Source organism: Massilia agilis (assembly GCF_024756255.1).
In the GTDB taxonomy this organism is placed as follows: Bacteria; Pseudomonadota; Gammaproteobacteria; order Burkholderiales; family Burkholderiaceae_D; genus Telluria; species Telluria agilis.
Genome location: NZ_JANUHB010000001.1, coordinates 452,079 through 469,051, shown reverse-complemented (window position 1 = coordinate 469,051; position 16,973 = coordinate 452,079). Strand labels below are relative to the sequence as shown.

Genomic DNA, 16,973 nt, shown 5'->3' with positions numbered 1-16,973 from the left:
CGTCATCTTTTTGAATCCTTTCAGGAGAGCATCTTGGACAGCAGTCTAAACTATAACTACAAGATCGTGCGCCAGTTTGCGATCGCCACCGTCCTCTGGGGCGTGGTCGGTATGCTGGTGGGCGTCTTCATCGCGGCCCAGCTCGCATGGCCCGCATTGAACTTCGACACCCCGTGGCTGACCTACGGTCGCCTGCGTCCGCTGCACACGAACGCCGTGATTTTCGCGTTCGGCATCAGCGGTCTGTTTGCCACTTCGTACTGGGTTGTCCAGCGTACCTGCCAGGTGCGTCTGTTCTCCGACAAGCTGGCCGCCTTCACCTTCTGGGGCTGGCAGCTGGTGATCCTGTGCGCGGCCGTGTCGCTGCCGCTGGGCTACACCCGCGGTAAGGAATACGCCGAGCTGGAATGGCCGATCTCGATCCTGATCGCAGTGGTGTGGGTTGCCTACGCTGTGGTGTTCTTCGGCACCATCATCAAGCGCAAGGTCCAGCACATCTACGTGGCGAACTGGTTCTTCGGCGGCTTCATCCTGGCCGTGGCCATCCTCCACATCGTCAACGGCATGTCGATGCCGGCTTCGTTCATGAAGTCGTACTCGATGTACGCCGGCGTGCAGGACGCCATGATCCAGTGGTGGTACGGCCACAACGCAGTGGGCTTCATCCTGACCGCGGGCTACCTGGGCATGGTGTACTACTTCATCCCGAAACAGGCCGAGCGTCCGGTGTACTCGTATCGCCTGTCGATCGTGCACTTCTGGGCACTGATCTTCACCTACATGTGGGCCGGTCCCCACCACCTGCACTACACCGCGCTGCCTGACTGGACCCAGTCGCTGGGCATGGTCTTCTCGCTGATCCTGCTGGCACCGTCGTGGGGTGGCATGATCAACGGCATCATGACGCTGTCGGGCGCCTGGTACAAGCTGCGTTCCGACCCGATCCTGAAGTTCCTGATCGTCTCGCTGTCGTTCTACGGCATGTCGACCTTCGAAGGCCCGATGATGTCGATCAAGACCATCAACTCGCTGTCGCACTACACCGACTGGACCGTGGCCCACGTGCACGCCGGCGCCCTGGGCTGGGTTGGCTTCATCACCATGGGTTCGATCTACTACCTGATCCCGCGTCTGTCGGGCAAGAAGCAGATGTACAGCGTCGGCCTGATCGACCTGCACTTCTGGCTGGCCACCATCGGCATCGTGCTGTACATCGCCTCGATGTGGATTGCCGGCGTGATGCAGGGCCTGATGTGGCGCGCAGTGAACCCGGACGGCACCCTGACCTACACCTTCGTCGAAGGCGTCAAGGCCACCTTCCCGTACTACGTGATTCGCGTGACCGGCGGCTCGCTGTACCTGACCGGCATGCTGATCATGGCCTTCAACACCTGGAAGACCATGGCCGGCACCAAGTCGGTGGACCAGCCGATCCCGGCACTGAAACCGCATGACCACGCCGCTGAAACCAGCGCCGCCGTCCACGCTTGAAGCAGGAGAGAAGCATGAAATTTTCGCATGAGTGGATCGAGAAGAACGCCGCGCTCTTGATCGGTCTGATTGTCCTGGTCGTCTCGGTTGGCGGCCTGGTCGAAATCGTCCCGCTGTTCTTCCAGCATTCGACCACCGAGCCGGTGGCCGGCTTGAAACCGTACTCGCCGCTGCGCCTGGCCGGCCGCGACATCTACATCCGCGAAGGCTGCTACAACTGCCACTCGCAGATGATCCGTCCGTTCCGCGCCGAGACCGAGCGCTACGGCCACTACTCGGTCGCCGGTGAATACGTGTACGACCACCCGTTCCAGTGGGGTTCCAAGCGCACCGGCCCGGACCTGGCCCGCGTGGGCACCCGCTACTCGGACGAGTGGCACCGCACCCACCTGAACAACCCGCGTGACGTGGTGCCGGAATCGAACATGCCGGCCTACCCGTGGCTGTCGCAGAACAAGCTGAACCCGGCCGACATCGTGCCGAAGATGCATGCGATGCAGCGTATCGGTGTGCCCTACACCGAGCAGGAAATCAAGGATGCGCCGACCGAACTGGCCGACAAGACCGAACAGGACGCGCTGATCGCTTACCTGCAGGGCCTGGGCACCCAGATCAAGACGAGGAACTGAGATGGGATTTTTCGACACCGCGAGCAGCGTGATGACGGTGGTCTCGTTCATCACCTTCATCGGAATCATGTGGTGGGCGTTCACGCCCGCCAACCGCGGCAATTTCGAGCAGGCGGCCAGCCTGCCGTTCGCCGAGGACGACAAGGCAGCAGGGGAGAGTGCACATGTCTGACTTTATTAACGAGTTTTGGAATTACTACGTCGCGCTGATCACCATCGCGAGTATCGCCGGCTGCGCGATCCTGCTGTGGACCCAGTCGCGCTTCAAGGTCAAGCTGGACGAGAACGGCAAGCCGCAGGCGACCACCGGCCACGTCTGGGACGAGGATCTGTCCGAGCTGAACACCCCGATGCCGCGCTGGTGGATGATCATGTTCTGGCTGACCATCCTGTTTGGTGTGATCTACCTGGCCCTGTACCCGGGCCTGGGCAGCTACGCCGGCAAACTGGGCTGGAAATCGACCTCCGAGTACCAGGACGAGCTGAAAAAGGCTGACGCCGAGTACGGCCCGCTGTTCGCCAAGTACGCCAGCCAGGACCTGAAGGCAGTGGCCGCCGACCCGCAGGCCCACGCCATCGGCGAACGCCTGTTCCTGACCTACTGCGCGCAGTGCCATGGCTCGGACGCCCGCGGCAACAAGGGCTTCCCGAACCTGACCGACAACGACTGGCTGTACGGCGGCGCGCCGGAAACCATCAAGGAGACCATCATGAACGGCCGCCATGGCCAGATGCCCTCGATGGCCGCCGCACTCGGTTCGGACAGCGACGTCGAAGCCGTTGCCCACTACGTGCGCAGCCTGTCGGGCCTGACCGCCGACCCGGTCAAGGTCGCCTACGGCAAGCCCAAGTTTGCTGCCTGCGCCGCCTGCCACGGCATGGATGCGCACGGCAACCAGATGATCGGTGCGCCGAACCTGACCGACAAGACCTGGCTGTACGGCGGCAGCGCCGAGACGATCATGGAAACCATCCGCAAGGGCCGCAACAACACCATGCCGGCCTGGGGCGAGTTCCTGGGCGAGAAGAAGGTGCATGTGCTGGCTGCCTACGTGTGGAGCCTGTCGAACAACCCGGCGCAAGCCGCAGCAGCGCCGGCAGCGCAATAAGTTATGAACGCGCCCAAAGAAGCGGTCATCAAGATGTACACCAAGGGCGAGGATATCTATCCTCGCGAGGTGAAGGGCCGCTACGCAACACTGCGTTGGCTGTGTGTCTGGCTGACGCAGCTTGTGTTCTACGGGTTGCCCTGGCTCCAATGGAACGGCCGCCAGGCCGTTCTGTTCGACCTGACGGCCCGTAAGTTCTACTTATTTGGACTGGTGCTGTGGCCGCAAGACTTCATCTACCTTGCGGGCCTGCTCATCATCTGCGCCTACGGGCTGTTCCTGGTAACAGCCGTCGCAGGGCGGGTGTGGTGCGGCTTCGCCTGCCCACAAACCGTATATACAGAAATATTCCTGTGGATCGAACAAAAGATCGAGGGCGCGCGTAGCGCCCGAATTCGTTTGAATCGCCAGCCTTGGAATGCTGAAAAGATTGCCAAAAAGAGCGCCAAGCACGCCGCCTGGGGCGTGGTCGCGCTGTGGACCGGCTTCACCTTCGTCGCCTACTTCACCCCGCTCAAGGCGCTGGTGAACGAACTGGTCAGCTGGTCGTTCGGCCCGTGGGAGACCTGGTGGATCTTCTTCTACGCGTTCGCCACCTACGGCAACGCCGGCTTCATGCGCGAGCAGGTGTGCAAGTACATGTGCCCGTACGCCCGCTTCCAGAGCTCGATGTTCGACCACGACACGCTGGTCATCACCTATGACGCCAAGCGTGGCGAACCGCGTGCGCCGCTCGGCAAGAAAGCCGCGAACGGGGCCGCAGGCGACTGCATCGACTGCTCGATGTGCGTGCAGGTCTGCCCGGCCGGCATCGACATCCGCAATGGCCTGCAGTACGAGTGCATCGGCTGCGCCGCCTGCGTGGACGCCTGCAACAGCGTGATGGACAAGATCGAGAAGCCGCGCGGCCTGATCCGCTACGCGACCGAGCACGCGCTGGTAAACGGCTTGACCAACAAGCAGGCAGCCAAGCGCGTGTTCCGTCCGCGCGTGCTGATCTACACCGGCCTGTTGGGCCTGATCATCACCGCGTTCTTCGGCACGCTGGCGCTGCGCACCCCGCTCAAGATGGACGTGATCCGCGACCGCGGCTCGATGGGGCGCGAGGTCGAGGATGACCAGATCGAGAACGTGTACCGCCTGCAGATCATGAACACCGGCGAGTCGTCGCACCGCTTCAAGCTCAAGGTCGAAGGCCTGGAGGGCGCCAAGGTGGTGGAGAACGACGTGATCGAGGTGCCGGGCGCAACCACGCGCGGCGTCGCAGTGCGCGTGCGTGTCCCCGAACACGCAGGCAAGCACGGCTCGAACAAGATCGAGTTCGAACTGACCGGCATCGACGACCCCTCGCTGCATGTCGAGGAAAAGGCCGTCTTCATCGTGCCCAGATAACCGAAGGAGCAAATCATGAATCCGAATTCGCAAACCCTGGGCTCGATGCCGCAGCCGCCGTGGTACGCGCAGCGCTGGCCGTGGCTCCTGATGCTCGGCCCCGCCACCGTGGTGGTGGCCGGCGCGGTCACCACCTGGCTGGCGGTGACCCGTCCGGATGCGCTGGTGGTGGGCGACTACTACAAGCAGGGCCAGGCCATCAACCAGGACCTGCGCCGCGACCGCGTGGCGGCCGGCATGCGGCTGGAAGTGCAGATGCGCTTCGACCCGCAGGCGGGGCGACTGGAAGGCACGCTCACCGCTGCCGGCCGCCCGTTGGGCACGCCGTTCAAGGTGATGCTGGCGCACCCCACCATTCCCGAGAAGGACATGACGCTGGAAGCGGTTCCCGATGCAACCGGCCACTTCTCGATCGTCCTGCCGGCGCTCGAACGCGCGCACTGGCAGGTGGTGGTCGAAGCTGGCCAGAAGGACTGGCGCCTGGCCCACAGCTGGGACTGGCCGAAGCACCGCGAGCTCGACATCAAGGCCGACGCTCGCTAAGCGCAGTTTCGCAACATGAGGTTCCTGCGGGGAGCCTGGCCAGCCGCGGTGGTGGCTGCCCCCACCCCCGCCGTACCCGGGTAACGGCCCGGGCCACCCGCAGGGCCTCATCGATGCGAACATCCCGCCGCTCCGATTTTCCCCGTAGGGTGGGCAGATCCTGCCCACGCGTCCAGCCTGCCGCTGCGCTGCCCAACGCGCCGTCTGGCCCCTCCGTCAATACAGACTCGTCCCCGGTTCCGTGCTAGATTCTGAGCGGCAATTCCTCATTGCCAACTATCAGAATAACCACTACGCCTAGAGAGACGCCCGATGTCCACCTTCCGCCCGCGCGCCCTGCGCACCGCGCTCGCCACCCTGTTCGTTCCCCTGATGCTTGGCGCGGCCCTGCCGCCGGTTGCGCTCGCCGAGCCGGCCGTCAAAGCGGCCGCCGTCAAGCCCAATGCCGCCTTCAACCTGTGGGCCGACAAGTTCGCCGAAGACTGGGTGCGCCTGAACCCGCAGCTGGCGACCAGTACCCAGTACTTCTCGGGCAAGGAACAGGACGCGCTCGACCGCCAGCTGACCCCGATCACCGATGCGCAGCGCCGGAAGGTGCGCGCGCTGGCCCGCGCCGGCATCGCCAGGCTGGACAAATTCCTGGCCGGCCCGCTGGACGGCGACCAGCGCATCTCGGCAGCGACCATGCGCTGGTCGCTGCAAAAGACGGTCGAGGGTGAACGCTTCGAGGACTATAACTTCATCTTCTCGCAGTTCAGCGGCGTGCACGTTTCGCTGGTCAATTTCATGACCCAGACCCACCCGCTGCGCCGCGCCGCGGACGTGGACAGCTACCTCGCGCGCCTGGACCAGGTCGCCACCCGCATCGACGAAGCGCTGGCGCGCGGGCGCGCCGCCGCCGCCCGCGACCTGATCCCGCCGCGCGTGATCCTCGAACGTGCCCAGGACCAGGTCAACATCTTCCTCAAGCCGGAAGCGGCGCAGAACGTGCTGGTGACCTCGCTGGAAAAGCGCAGCGCGAGCCTGTCGGACCTGGGCCCGGAGGCGCGCGCCGCCGCGATCGCCCGCGCCACCCGCGTGGTGCAGGAGAAGATCATTCCCGCCTACGCCCGCGTGAAGGACTTCATGGCCGAGATCCACCCGCGTACCGGCAACGTGGTGGGCATCTCGCGCCTGCCCGATGGCGCTGCCGCCTACCAGCACTACCTGTCCAACTTCACCAGCACCAGCCTCACCGCCGAGCAGATCCACGCGATCGGCCTGCGCGAGGTCGCGCGCATCGAAGCGGAGATGGACAAGCACCTGCGCGAGCTGGGCTACAGCGAGGGCACGGTCGAAGCGCGCATGAAGCAGCTCGACGCCACCTTCCAGCCGAAGGGGGAGGGCGACCCGCGTCCCGAGCTGCTGGCGCGCTACGCCGGCATCGTCAAGGACGCGCAGGCCCGCAGCGAAAGCCTGTTCAACCTGAAGCCTGCCGCACCGGTGGAAGTGCGGCGCGAACCGGCGCTGACCGAGCCATCGGCCTCGGCGCACTATTCGCTGCCGGCGCCGGACGGCAGCCGCCCGGGCATCTTCTGGGTCCCGATGCGCGGGCCCAAGTTCGACATGATCCGCATGCGCAGCCTGTCGTACCACGAGGCGGTGCCGGGCCACCACTTCCAGCTCGCGATCCAGCAGGAGCAAAAAGGGCTGCCGAAGTACCGCGCCAACCGCATCTTCGGCGGCGGCAGCGCGCACAGCGAAGGCTGGGGCCTGTACGCGGAGCGCCTGGCGGTGGAGCAGGGCTGGTACCAGGGCGACGTGCCCAGCCTGTTGGGCGCGCTCGGCTCCGAACTGTTCCGCGCGCGCCGGCTGGTGGTGGACACCGGCATGCACGCCAAGGGCTGGACGCGCGAGCAGGCGATCGACTTCGGCATCAACAAGGAAGAGGTGGAGCGCTACATCGCCTGGCCGGGCCAGGCCAACGCCTACATGATCGGCATGCTGCGCATCCTCGAGCTGCGCGAGGAGGCAAAGACGGCGCTCGGGGCCAAGTTCTCGCTGCCGGCCTTCCACGACGTGGTGCTACGCACCGGCTCGGTGCCGCTGGACGTGCTGGGCGACGTGGTGCATCGCTGGATCGAGCAGCAGAAAAACACCTGACGCCATCTCGCCACTACCCTTTGTACCGTCGTCCCCGCGAAGGCGGGGACCCATGCTGAGTATTAAAGCCGCGGGCTCGCACATTCGGCATGGGTTCCCGCCTGCGCGGGAACGACGTATCTTAGGCTAACAAATAAAAAGGGGTTCCTGCCTGCGCATGGAACCCCTTCGTTTTTTATGCGGCCGGCATCACGCCATCGGGCTGCACTGCTCCGTCCCCGCCGCCATGGCCTTGAGCTTGCCCGGATCGAGCAGCGTCACTTCGCGCTTGTCCACCGCCAGCCAGCCCTGCTTCTTAAAGCGCGACAGCAGCCGGCTGACGCTCTCGATGGTCAGGCCCAGGTAGTTGCCGATATCCTCGCGCGACATGCGCAGCTGGAAGGTGTTGGGCGAATAGCCGCGTGCGGCGTAGCGGGCCGACAGGTTGATCAGGAACACCGCAAAACGCTGCTCGGCACGCATGTTACCCAGCAACAGCATGACATTCTGCTCGCGCGTGATTTCCTGGCTCATGATGCGGTGGAAGTGGCGCAGCAGCGCCGGCACCTCGCCGAACAGCTCTTCGAGGCGGTGGAACGGGATCTCGCACACCTCGCTGTCTTCCAGCGCGACCGCATCGCAGTAGTGGCGGTCGCCGCTGATCGCGTCCATGCCCAGGAGCTCGCCTGCCATCTGGAAGCCGGTGATCTGCGCTTCGCCCGCGGCATTGATGTGGTAGGTCTTGAAGTGCCCGAAGCGCACCGCATACAGGTTGCGGAACGGCTCGTTCATCTTGTACAGCGGCTCGTCGCGCTCGAGGCGGCGGCGCTTGCCGATGATCTGGTCGAGGCGGTTGATGTCACAATCCTCGAGGCCCATCGGCAGGCAAAGCTGGTGCATGCTGCACGCAGCGCAACTCTTCTTCAACGCGGTGACGTTGAGCGTAGTGGGGTCTGCCGAGAACGTGAGAGGTTGGGGCATACGGTAAAAAAAAGGTGTGGGATCGAACAGATTATAACGGCCTCGTCGGCCGCCTGCCGGGAAAATTGTCGGCGTCCTTGTATCTCGGGAAACAAAACTGTGGCGAAATCGCCCGGGTGGCTTGACAACTTCGCCAGCCTTCTCCGCCGCGCGCGCCGGATCGGGAGGACCGGCAACCGTGCGCGCCGCCGCCCGTGGTAGATTTTGCACGGGTCGCGAAGGGGGAGAGCTCATGTTCGGACTGACGGCGGTGGACCTTGCGCGCTTGCAATTCGCGTTCACGATGTCCTTCCACATCCTGTTCCCGGCCATCACCATTGGCCTGGCCAGCTACCTGGCCGTGCTCGAACTGTGCTGGCTGCGCACCGGCCGCCAGGTCTTTCTCGACCTGTACCACTACTGGATCAAGATCTTTTCGGTCAACTTCGGCATGGGCGTGGTGTCGGGCATCGTCATGGCCTACCAGTTCGGCACCAACTGGAGCTTCTTTTCCGAGTTCGCGGGCGGCGTTGCCGGCCCGCTCCTGAGCTACGAGGTGCTGACTGCGTTCTTCCTGGAAGCGGGCTTTCTCGGGGTGATGCTGTTCGGGTGGAACCGGGTCGGCCCCGGCCTGCATTTCCTGGCCACCTGCCTGGTCGCGCTGGGCACGCTGGTGTCCGCCACCTGGATTTTGGGGGCCAACAGCTGGATGCAGACCCCGCAAGGCTACGAAATCGTCAATGGCAAGGCGATCCCGGTGGACTGGATCGCGGTGATCTTCAACCCCTCGTTCCCGTACCGGCTGATGCACATGGCCGTGGCCGCTTTCCTGTCCACGGCGCTGTTCGTGGGCGCGACCGGCGCCTGGCATCTGCTCAAGGGCAATGACCAGCCGGCCGTGCGCACCATGCTGTCGATGGCGATGTGGATGATGACCATCGTGGCGCCGATCCAGGCGGCGATCGGCGACGCGCACGGGCTCAACACGGCCGAGCACCAGCCGGCCAAGGTTGCCGCCCTCGAAGGGCACTGGGAAAACGGGCCGCCCGAGCAGGGCATGCCGCTGATCCTGTTCGGCATGCCCGACATGCAGCACGAACGGACCAATTACGCGCTGGAAGTGCCGCACCTGGGCAGCGTGATCCTCACCCACAGCTGGAACGGGCAGCTCAAGGGTCTCAAGGCCTTCCCGCGCGAGCTGCGGCCCAACGCGCTGATCGTGTTCTGGAGCTTTCGCCTCATGGTCGGGCTGGGCCTGTTGATGATCGCGCTCGGCTTCTGGAGCCTGTGGTTGCGGCGGGGAGGGCGCCTGTTCGGCAACCGCGCCTTCCTCAAGGCGGCGGTGGCGATGGGCCCGGCCGGACTGGTGGCGCTACTGGCCGGCTGGGTCACCACCGAGGTCGGGCGCCAGCCATGGGTCGTGTACGGCGTGATGCGCACCGCCGATGGCGCCTCGGCCCACGGGGTGGCGCCGCTCGCGCTCACGCTGCTGCTGTTCGTGGTCAGCTATGTGTTCGTGTTCGGGGCCGGCTTTGCCTACGTGCTGCGGCTCGCGCGCAAGGGGCCGCAGCGGTTCGACATGCGCCAGCCGCCCGAGGGCGGGCCCGGCCGCGAGCGTACCCCCATGCGCCCGCTTTCGGCGGCCGAAGAGGGCCCGGACGAGGGCCTGCCGCTGCCCGCCGCCAAGGGCGCCACCGGGAGCTGACCATGGGTGTGGATACTGCCTCGATCTGGGTCGTCATCATCTTTTTCGCGGTGTTCATGTACGTCGTCATGGACGGCTTCGACCTGGGCATCGGCATGCTGTTTCCGTTCGTGCGCCATCGGCACGACCGCGACGTGATGATGAACACCGTCGCCCCGGTGTGGGACGGCAACGAGACCTGGCTGGTGCTGGGCGGCGAGACGCTGCTGGCGGCCTTTCCGGTGGCGTACTCGATCATCCTGTCCGCGCTGTACCTGCCGCTCATCTTCATGCTGGTGGGCCTGATCTTTCGCGGCGTGGCCTTCGAGTTCCGCTTCAAGGCGCGCGAGCACGAGCGGCATATCTGGGACAAGGCCTTCATCGCCGGTTCGTTCGTCGCGGCATTCTTTCAGGGCGTGGCGCTGGGCGTGTTCCTGGAAGGCATCCCGGTGTCCGGCCGCACTTACGCCGGCGGCGTGCTGGACTGGCTGGCGCCGTTCCCGCTGCTGGCCGGGGCAGGGGTGATCCTCGCCTACGCGCTGCTGGGCAGCACCTGGCTGATCATGAAGACGGAAGGGGAGCTGCACCGGCGCATGATCGAGGTGGCGGCGCCGCTTGCGGGGCTGGTGCTGCTGGCGATCATCGCGGTGAGCATCTGGACCCCGCTGCGCCACCACGACGTGGCCGAACGCTGGTTCAGTTTCCCCAACATCGTGTTCCTGTCGCCGGTGCCGCTGCTGGTGCTGGCCGCGCTGGCGGTGCTGGTGCATTCGCTGCGGGGCGCGCCGCACCGGGTGCCGTTCCTGATGGCGCTGTCGCTCGTGTTCCTGGGCTACAGCGGCATGGCGATCAGCATCTGGCCGCACATCGTCCCGCCCACGATCACCATCTGGGAAGCCGCGTCCTCGCCCTCCAGCCACGGCTTCCTGCTGGTGGGCACGCTGTTCATCATCCCGTTCATCCTGATGTACACGGCATGGTCGTACTGGGTGTTTCGCGGCAAGGTACGCACCTCGGAGGGCTACCACTGATGCGGCCACGCATGCGCCTGTGGCTGGGCCGCGTGGGCTGGCTGGCCGCGCTGTGGGCGGGCGGGGTGGCGGCGCTGGCCGCCGTTGCGCTGCTGCTGCGCGTACTGATGCAGGCGGCCGGCATGCACCGCTAGCCACGCGCCAGGACCGCCGATTTTATCGGTGATTTCCGTGCACGCCAACCGTGCGCGCCTCGGACAGGGGACTGGATAAACTTCCCATGTACCTTTGCTAACGGGAGAACTGCCAGTGCACGTGCAAACTGCGCAACCCGGCCAGCGCGATGCAGGCACGCTTGGCGTGCCGCTTCCCCTGCCCGGCGAGGACCAGGCGCGCGCCGACCTTTACGGTCTGCTTGCGCGCCTGCTGTTTGTCCCGCCGGATGCCGGCCTGCTGGCCGCGCTGGCCACGGCCGAGCCGATTTGCGCAGACGGCAGTGCGGCGCCGCTGGAGCAGGCCTGGCACAAGCTTGCGCTGGCGGCCTCGGTCACCGAGGCGGACGCGGTGGCGGACGAGTTCAACGCGCTGTTCGTCAGCATCGGCACGCCCCGGCTCAATCCCTACGAATCGTTCTACCTGTCCGGCTACATCAACGACAAGCCGCTGGCCGACCTGCGCGCCGACCTGGCCGGGCTGCGCCTGGCGCGCGCCGGCAACGCGGGCGAGTTCGAGGACCATCTGGGCGCCATGTGCGAGACCATGCGCATCCTCGTCACCGGCGCCCCGGGCCTGCCGCGCCAGCCCTTGTCGCGCCAGAAGTGGTTTTTCGAGCGGCACATCGCGCCCTGGCATGCGCGCTGCCTGGCCGACATCGCGGCCGACGAACAGGCCAGCTTCTACCGGCTGGTGGCCGCCTTCGCGCAGGCATTTTTCGCGGTCGAGGCCGAAGCCTTTGCATTCGAGGAGAGCATCGATGACTGAGCAAGAGCAGCACGGGGCCACCGCCGCGCCGGCCGGCCCCGATCCGCAGCGCCGTGGCTTTCTCAAGGCGCTGCCGCTGGGCGCGCTGGCTGCCGCCGTCGGTGGCGTCAGGGCGGCCGAACCTGTCGCGGCGGCCGCGCCGGCGCCGGCAACGCAGGCCAGCGGCGGCTATCGTGAAACCGAACACATTCGACGTTATTACCGTACCGCCGCCTACTGGTGAGCGCGGCGAAGGAGTGGGCCATGTCCCTGGTGAAGATCACGCGTGAAAGCGGCGCAAAGCGCAGGAAATTCCTCGTTGGCGCGGGCGTCGCGGCGGGCGCCGGCGCCCTGGCGCGGCACCTGCCGTTCCGGGTGATCGAGCCGGTCTCCGCCGCCGACCCGGCGCCGCCGCCGGCCAGCAGCAACACGGTTGTCAAGCATACCGTCTGCAGCCACTGCTCGGTCGGCTGTTCGGTCGATGCGGTCGTCACCAACGGCGTCTGGGTGCGCCAGGACGCCGCCTTCGATTCGCCGATCAACATGGGCGCCCACTGCGCCAAGGGCGCCTCGGTGCGCGAGCACGCGTTCGGCGAAAAGCGCCTGCGCTATCCCATGAAGCTGGTTAATGGAAAGTACGAACGCATCTCGTGGGACCAGGCCATCAACGAGATCGGCGACAAACTCATCCAGTTGCGCCAGCAGGCCGGCCCGGACGCGCTGATGGTCATCGGCAGCAGCAAGCACAACAACGAGCAATCGTATCTGCTGCGCAAGTGGGTCTCGATGTGGGGCTCGAACAATTGCGACCACCAGGCGCGCATCTGCCACTCGACCACGGTTGCCGGCGTGGCCCAGACCTTCGGCTACGGCGCGATGACCAACTCGTTCAACGACCTGCACTACAGCAAGGCCGTCATGTTCATCGGCTCCAACCCGGCCGAGGCACACCCGATCTCGATGCTGCACTTCCTGCACGCCAAGGAGCTGGGCGCCAAGATGATCGTGGTGGACCCGCGCTTCACCCGCACCGCGCGCTTTGCCCACCACTACGTGCGCGTGCGTCCGGGCACCGACATCCCGCTGGTGTGGGGCATCCTGTGGCACATCTTTAACAACGGCTGGGAAGACAAGGAATACATCGCGGCGCGCACCTGGGGCATGGAAGACGTGCGCAAGGAAGTGGCCAAGTGGACGCCGGACAAGGTCTCCGACGTGACCGGCGTGCCCGAGGCCACGGTGCGCATGGCGGCCGAGGTGCTGGCCAAGAACAAGCCGTCGTCGGTGGTCTGGTGCATGGGCATCACCCAGCACCACATCGGCACCGCCAACGTGCGCGCGCTGTGCATCCTGCAGCTTGCACTGGGCAACATCGGCGTGCAGGGCGGCGGCGCCAACATCTACCGCGGCCACGACAACGTGCAGGGCGCCACCGATGTCGGCCCCAACGGCGAGTCGCTGCCCGGCTACTACGGCCTGGCCGAAGGCTCATGGAAGCATTTCGCCAACGTGTGGGGGGTGGACTACAACTGGCTGCTGTCGCGCTACGGCTCCAAGGAGCTGATGGAAAAGCCTGGCATCACCGTGTCGCGCTGGTTCGACGCGGTCAACGAGCAGAACCAGTACATCGACCAGCCCAGCAACCTGCGCGCCGTGTTCTACTGGGGCCACGCGCCCAACAGCCAGACGCGCCTGCCGGACATGAAGGCGGCGATGCAAAAGCTCGACATGCTGGTCGTCATCGACCCCTATCCGAGCATGACCGCCTCGATGCACGGCCGCGAGACCGGCGTGTACCTGCTGCCGGCGGCCTCGCAGTTCGAGACCCAGGGCTCGGTCACCGCATCCAACCGCAGCCTCCAGTGGCGCGAGCGGGTGATCCAGCCCATCTTCGAGTGCAAGACCGACCACGAGATCATGTACCTGTTCGCCAAAAAGTTCGGCTTTGCGGACGAGCTGTGCAAGAACATCAAGGTGGTCAATAACGAACCGGTCATCGAGGACATCCTGCGCGAGATTAACCGCTCGTGCTGGACCATCGGCTACACCGGCTGCTCGCCCGAGCGCCTGAAGCTGCACATGGAGAACAAGGCCACCTTCGACCCGACCACGCTGCGCGCCGAGTACGGGCCGTGCAAGGGCGACTACTACGGCTTGCCGTGGCCATGCTGGGGCACGCCGGAAATGAAGCACCCGGGCACGCCCATTTTGTATGACCTGCACAAGCCGGTGATGGAAGGTGGCATGCCGTTCCGCGCCAACTGGGGTGTGGAGCACAACGGTTCCTCGCTGCTGGCGGCGGACGGCTCGACCAATGCCGGGTCGCAGATCGATACCGGCTACCCCGAGTTCGACCACGTGTTCCTGAAAAAGCTCGGCTGGTGGCAGGAGCTCACGCCCCAGGAGCAGGCACTTGCCGAGGGCAAGAACTGGAAGACCGACCTGTCCGGCGGCATCATCCGGGTGGTGATGCAGCACGGCTGCGCGCCCTACGGCAATGCGCGTGCCCGCTGCAATGTGTGGAACTTCCCCGACCCGGTGCCGGTGCACCGCGAGCCGCTGGTCACGCCGCGCCGCGACCTGGTCGCCAAATACCCGACCTACGACGACAAGGCCAATTTCTGGCGCCTGCCAACGCTCTACAAGTCGGTGCAGGACGTCGATTTTTCCAAGGACTACCCGCTGATCATGACGTCCGGCCGGCTCGTCGAGTTCGAGGGCGGCGGCGAAGAGACCCGTTCCAATCCCTGGCTGGCCGAGCTGCAGCAGAACATGTTCGTCGAGCTCAACCCCGACGACGCGGCCCAGATCAACGCCCGCCTGGGCGACTACGTGTGGGTCGAAACGCCCACCGGTGCACGGCTCAAGGTGATGGCCATGGTGACCCAGCGCGTGCCCAGCGGCATTGTGTGGATGCCGTTCCACTTCGGCGGCTGGTGGATGGGCGACGACCTCGAGCGCCACTACCCGGATGGCGCAGCCCCGATCGTGCGCGGTGAGGCGACCAATACCGGCTGGACCTACGGCTACGACGCCGTGACGATGATGCAGGAAACCAAGGTGTCGCTGTGCCGCGTAGTACGCGCGTAACGGCGGACAGGACAGGGGGGACGACATGGCTGCCAGGATGAAGTTCATTTGCGACACGGAGCGCTGCATCGACTGCAACGGCTGCGTGACCGCCTGCAAGAACGAGCACGAACTCGCATGGGGCATCAACCGCCGCCGCGTGGTGACGATCAACGACGGCGTGCCCGGCGAGCGCTCGATCTCGATGGCCTGCATGCACTGCACCGACGCGCCGTGCCTCGCGGTATGCCCGGTCGAATGCATCTACCACACCGAGGACGGCATCGTTTTGCACAGCAAGGACCAGTGCATCGGCTGCGGCTACTGCTATTACGCGTGCCCGTTCGGCGCACCGCAGTTCCCCGGCACGGGCCTGTTCAACCACCGCGGCAAGATGGACAAGTGCACTTTCTGCGCCGGTGGCCCGGAACCGGATACGTCCGAGGCCGAGTTCAAGAAATACGGCCGTAACCGCATCGCCGAAGGCAAGCTGCCGCTGTGCGCCGAGATGTGCGGCACCAAGGCCCTGCTGGGCGGGGACGCCGGCATCATCGCCGACATCTACCGCCAGCGCGTCGAAACCCGCGGCTATGGCCCCGAGCTGTGGGGCTGGAAAATCGCCTACGGCAAGCCGAAGGGCGGCGGCGAGATCAAGACCAAGGGCGACGGCCCGCGCGAGAACCAGAACCTGAACGACTCGCAGAACGACGTGGGGAGGTTCCCGACATGACCCTCGCCCGACTCGCTTTGGCGCTGCTGCTGCCGGCGGTGCTGTCCGGCTGCCTTGAGGTCAAGCAGCATCCGGCGTGGAAAAACGGCCAGTATGCCGGCAAGCACGACGATCGCCAGTTCCAGCGCCTGTTCCACAACGACAAGCTGGCATGGTTCGCCGCGATCTCGAACCGCAACAGCAAGCAGAACGAATACAACCGGGCCAACCCCTAGCAGGAGGCTGACATGCGAGCTACCAATTTTGCCGTGCGCGCGCTGCTGGCCCTGGTGCTGGCCCTGCTGCTGCCGGCCGCCTGGGCCGGCGTGCCCAACAACCGGGCGCAGCCGGCCTATGCCGAAGAGCAGACCATCATGCAGGCCGAGCAGGGCTCGCGAGCGCCAGAGCCCGGACTGGCGTCGGCCGAGTCGGGCCGGGTGCACATCGACCGCCACTTCCTCGGCCAGTACGGCGCCGCCGAGGGCGACGTCATCCTCCAGCGCGGCGGCAACACCTGGCGCGTGCTGCGCAACGGCCCCATCGGCACCACCGCCGGCACCCTGTTCGTGCTGGCCCTGGTCGGCATCGGCCTGTTCTACCTGGCCGTTGGCACGGCGCGCCAGCAGCATCCCGATTCCGGCCGCAAGATCGTGCGCTTTTCCAACTGGGACCGGCTGGTGCACTGGACCACCGCGATCAGCTTCCTGCTGCTCGCGTTTACCGGGCTCATCATCCTGTTCGGCAAGGTCGTGCTCAGGCCCTGGATGGGCGCCCAGGTGTTCTCGGTGCTGGCCTACTTGTCCAAGTACGTGCACAACTTCTTCGGCCCGCTGTTCATCCTGTGCTCGCTGGTAATGTTCTTCACCTTCCTGCGGCGCAACTTCTTCAACCGCCTGGACTGGCAGTGGTTCCGCGAGGGCGGAGGCATCGTCTCGCACAAGCATGTGCGCGCCGGCTTCTTCAACGCGGGTGAAAAGGCCTGGTTCTGGCTGGGCATCACCTTGCTCGGGCTGGTGATGTCGATCACCGGACTCATTCTCGATTTCACCAACATGGGCCAGACCCGCTACATCCTGCAGGTGGCCAACTACTTCCACATCGGCGGCGCCACGCTGTACATCATCGCTGCCATGGGCCACATCTACATTGGCACGCTCGGCACCGAAGGCGCCTACCACGCCATGCGCTACGGCACGGTGGACGAGGAATGGGCGCGCCAGCACCACGAGGCCTGGTACGAGCAGGTCAAGGCGGGCGGCGCGCCGCCGGTGCCGCCGGATGGCCGCCGCATGCCGCCGCCGTCCACGCGGCCTGGAGCGGCAACATGAGGGCCGC

Annotated in this window: 17 protein-coding genes; 16 read left to right on the top strand and 1 reads right to left on the bottom strand. The window is 65.6% G+C overall.

Annotated elements, in window-relative coordinates:
* Positions 1-33 precede the first annotated feature (33 nt).
* From ccoN to NX774_RS02030, 7 genes are all read left to right on the top strand, one after another.
* Positions 34-1,491: a cytochrome-c oxidase, cbb3-type subunit I gene (gene ccoN / locus NX774_RS02060; protein WP_258820487.1), complete on the top strand. Its 1,458-nt coding sequence runs from the start codon at positions 34-36 to the stop codon at positions 1,489-1,491.
* A 14-nt stretch (positions 1,492-1,505) separates the two neighbouring features.
* Positions 1,506-2,120: a cytochrome-c oxidase, cbb3-type subunit II gene (gene ccoO, locus NX774_RS02055; RefSeq protein WP_258820486.1), complete on the top strand. Its 615-nt coding sequence runs from the start codon at positions 1,506-1,508 to the stop codon at positions 2,118-2,120.
* 1 nt (position 2,121) lies between these two features.
* Positions 2,122-2,292 carry a cbb3-type cytochrome oxidase subunit 3 gene (locus tag NX774_RS02050; protein ID WP_258820485.1) on the top strand — a complete coding sequence of 57 codons (171 nt, stop codon included), beginning with the start codon at positions 2,122-2,124 and terminating at the stop codon, positions 2,290-2,292.
* Entirely contained in the window at positions 2,285-3,229 is a 945-nt protein-coding gene (gene ccoP / locus NX774_RS02045) for a cytochrome-c oxidase, cbb3-type subunit III (protein WP_258820484.1), read from the top strand. The genes NX774_RS02050 and ccoP overlap by 8 nt, the downstream gene beginning before the upstream one ends.
* A gap of 3 nt (positions 3,230-3,232) precedes the next feature.
* Positions 3,233-4,621: a cytochrome c oxidase accessory protein CcoG gene (ccoG, locus tag NX774_RS02040; RefSeq protein WP_258820483.1), complete on the top strand. Its 1,389-nt coding sequence runs from the start codon at positions 3,233-3,235 to the stop codon at positions 4,619-4,621.
* 15 nt (positions 4,622-4,636) lie between these two features.
* Positions 4,637-5,164, top strand: a complete 528-nt coding sequence (locus NX774_RS02035) for a FixH family protein (RefSeq protein ID WP_258820482.1) — start codon at positions 4,637-4,639, stop codon at positions 5,162-5,164.
* 312 nt (positions 5,165-5,476) lie between these two features.
* Complete coding sequence (locus NX774_RS02030) at positions 5,477-7,306, top strand: DUF885 domain-containing protein (protein ID WP_258820481.1); 1,830 nt, start codon at positions 5,477-5,479, stop codon at positions 7,304-7,306.
* 189 nt (positions 7,307-7,495) lie between these two features.
* Here NX774_RS02030 and fnr read toward each other — a convergent pair whose 3' ends face one another.
* Complete coding sequence (fnr, locus tag NX774_RS02025; protein WP_258820480.1) at positions 7,496-8,266, bottom strand: fumarate/nitrate reduction transcriptional regulator Fnr; 771 nt, start codon at positions 8,264-8,266, stop codon at positions 7,496-7,498.
* 232 nt (positions 8,267-8,498) lie between these two features.
* On the opposite strand from fnr, the gene NX774_RS02020 reads away from it, so the two are divergent.
* From NX774_RS02020 to NX774_RS01980, 9 genes are all read left to right on the top strand, one after another.
* Positions 8,499-9,950 carry a cytochrome ubiquinol oxidase subunit I gene (locus NX774_RS02020; protein WP_258820479.1) on the top strand — a complete coding sequence of 484 codons (1,452 nt, stop codon included), beginning with the start codon at positions 8,499-8,501 and terminating at the stop codon, positions 9,948-9,950.
* Positions 9,951-9,952: 2 nt separating this feature from the next.
* Positions 9,953-10,960, top strand: coding sequence for a cytochrome d ubiquinol oxidase subunit II (gene cydB / locus NX774_RS02015; protein ID WP_258820478.1), 1,008 nt, complete (start codon positions 9,953-9,955; stop codon positions 10,958-10,960).
* A complete protein-coding gene (locus tag NX774_RS02010) occupies positions 10,960-11,094 on the top strand; it encodes a DUF2474 family protein (RefSeq protein ID WP_258820477.1) in 135 nt (44 codons plus the stop codon). Before cydB ends, NX774_RS02010 begins: the two co-directional genes overlap by 1 nt.
* Before the next feature lie 115 nt (positions 11,095-11,209).
* Positions 11,210-11,881, top strand: a complete 672-nt coding sequence (locus NX774_RS02005; RefSeq protein ID WP_258820476.1) for a TorD/DmsD family molecular chaperone — start codon at positions 11,210-11,212, stop codon at positions 11,879-11,881.
* On the top strand, positions 11,874-12,104 hold the full coding sequence (locus tag NX774_RS02000; RefSeq protein WP_258820475.1) for a formate dehydrogenase: 231 nt from the start codon (positions 11,874-11,876) through the stop codon (positions 12,102-12,104). The genes NX774_RS02005 and NX774_RS02000 overlap by 8 nt, the downstream gene beginning before the upstream one ends.
* A 20-nt stretch (positions 12,105-12,124) precedes the next feature.
* Positions 12,125-14,950: a formate dehydrogenase subunit alpha gene (locus NX774_RS01995; protein ID WP_258820474.1), complete on the top strand. Its 2,826-nt coding sequence runs from the start codon at positions 12,125-12,127 to the stop codon at positions 14,948-14,950.
* 25 nt (positions 14,951-14,975) lie between these two features.
* Positions 14,976-15,659, top strand: a complete 684-nt coding sequence (gene fdh3B / locus NX774_RS01990; RefSeq protein ID WP_258820473.1) for a formate dehydrogenase FDH3 subunit beta — start codon at positions 14,976-14,978, stop codon at positions 15,657-15,659.
* Positions 15,656-15,874 (top strand): hypothetical protein, encoded by a 219-nt coding sequence (locus NX774_RS01985; protein WP_258820472.1) that lies wholly within the window; start codon positions 15,656-15,658, stop codon positions 15,872-15,874. The genes fdh3B and NX774_RS01985 overlap by 4 nt, the downstream gene beginning before the upstream one ends.
* A 12-nt stretch (positions 15,875-15,886) precedes the next feature.
* Positions 15,887-16,966, top strand: a complete 1,080-nt coding sequence (locus tag NX774_RS01980; protein ID WP_258820471.1) for a formate dehydrogenase subunit gamma — start codon at positions 15,887-15,889, stop codon at positions 16,964-16,966.
* The last annotated feature ends 7 nt before the right edge of the window (positions 16,967-16,973 follow it).

Coding starts and splice junctions, on each gene's coding strand:
- ccoO (WP_258820486.1), top strand. CDS start 1,506: ATGAAATTTTCGCATGAGTGGATCGAGAAGAACGCCGCGCTCTTGATC.
- NX774_RS02050 (WP_258820485.1), top strand. CDS start 2,122: ATGGGATTTTTCGACACCGCGAGCAGCGTGATGACGGTGGTCTCGTTC.
- ccoP (WP_258820484.1), top strand. CDS start 2,285: ATGTCTGACTTTATTAACGAGTTTTGGAATTACTACGTCGCGCTGATC.
- ccoG (WP_258820483.1), top strand. CDS start 3,233: ATGAACGCGCCCAAAGAAGCGGTCATCAAGATGTACACCAAGGGCGAG.
- NX774_RS02035 (WP_258820482.1), top strand. CDS start 4,637: ATGAATCCGAATTCGCAAACCCTGGGCTCGATGCCGCAGCCGCCGTGG.
- NX774_RS02030 (WP_258820481.1), top strand. CDS start 5,477: ATGTCCACCTTCCGCCCGCGCGCCCTGCGCACCGCGCTCGCCACCCTG.
- fnr (WP_258820480.1), bottom strand. CDS start 8,266: ATGCCCCAACCTCTCACGTTCTCGGCAGACCCCACTACGCTCAACGTC.
- NX774_RS02020 (WP_258820479.1), top strand. CDS start 8,499: ATGTTCGGACTGACGGCGGTGGACCTTGCGCGCTTGCAATTCGCGTTC.
- cydB (WP_258820478.1), top strand. CDS start 9,953: ATGGGTGTGGATACTGCCTCGATCTGGGTCGTCATCATCTTTTTCGCG.
- NX774_RS02010 (WP_258820477.1), top strand. CDS start 10,960: ATGCGGCCACGCATGCGCCTGTGGCTGGGCCGCGTGGGCTGGCTGGCC.
- NX774_RS02000 (WP_258820475.1), top strand. CDS start 11,874: ATGACTGAGCAAGAGCAGCACGGGGCCACCGCCGCGCCGGCCGGCCCC.
- NX774_RS01995 (WP_258820474.1), top strand. CDS start 12,125: ATGTCCCTGGTGAAGATCACGCGTGAAAGCGGCGCAAAGCGCAGGAAA.
- fdh3B (WP_258820473.1), top strand. CDS start 14,976: ATGGCTGCCAGGATGAAGTTCATTTGCGACACGGAGCGCTGCATCGAC.
- NX774_RS01985 (WP_258820472.1), top strand. CDS start 15,656: ATGACCCTCGCCCGACTCGCTTTGGCGCTGCTGCTGCCGGCGGTGCTG.
- NX774_RS01980 (WP_258820471.1), top strand. CDS start 15,887: ATGCGAGCTACCAATTTTGCCGTGCGCGCGCTGCTGGCCCTGGTGCTG.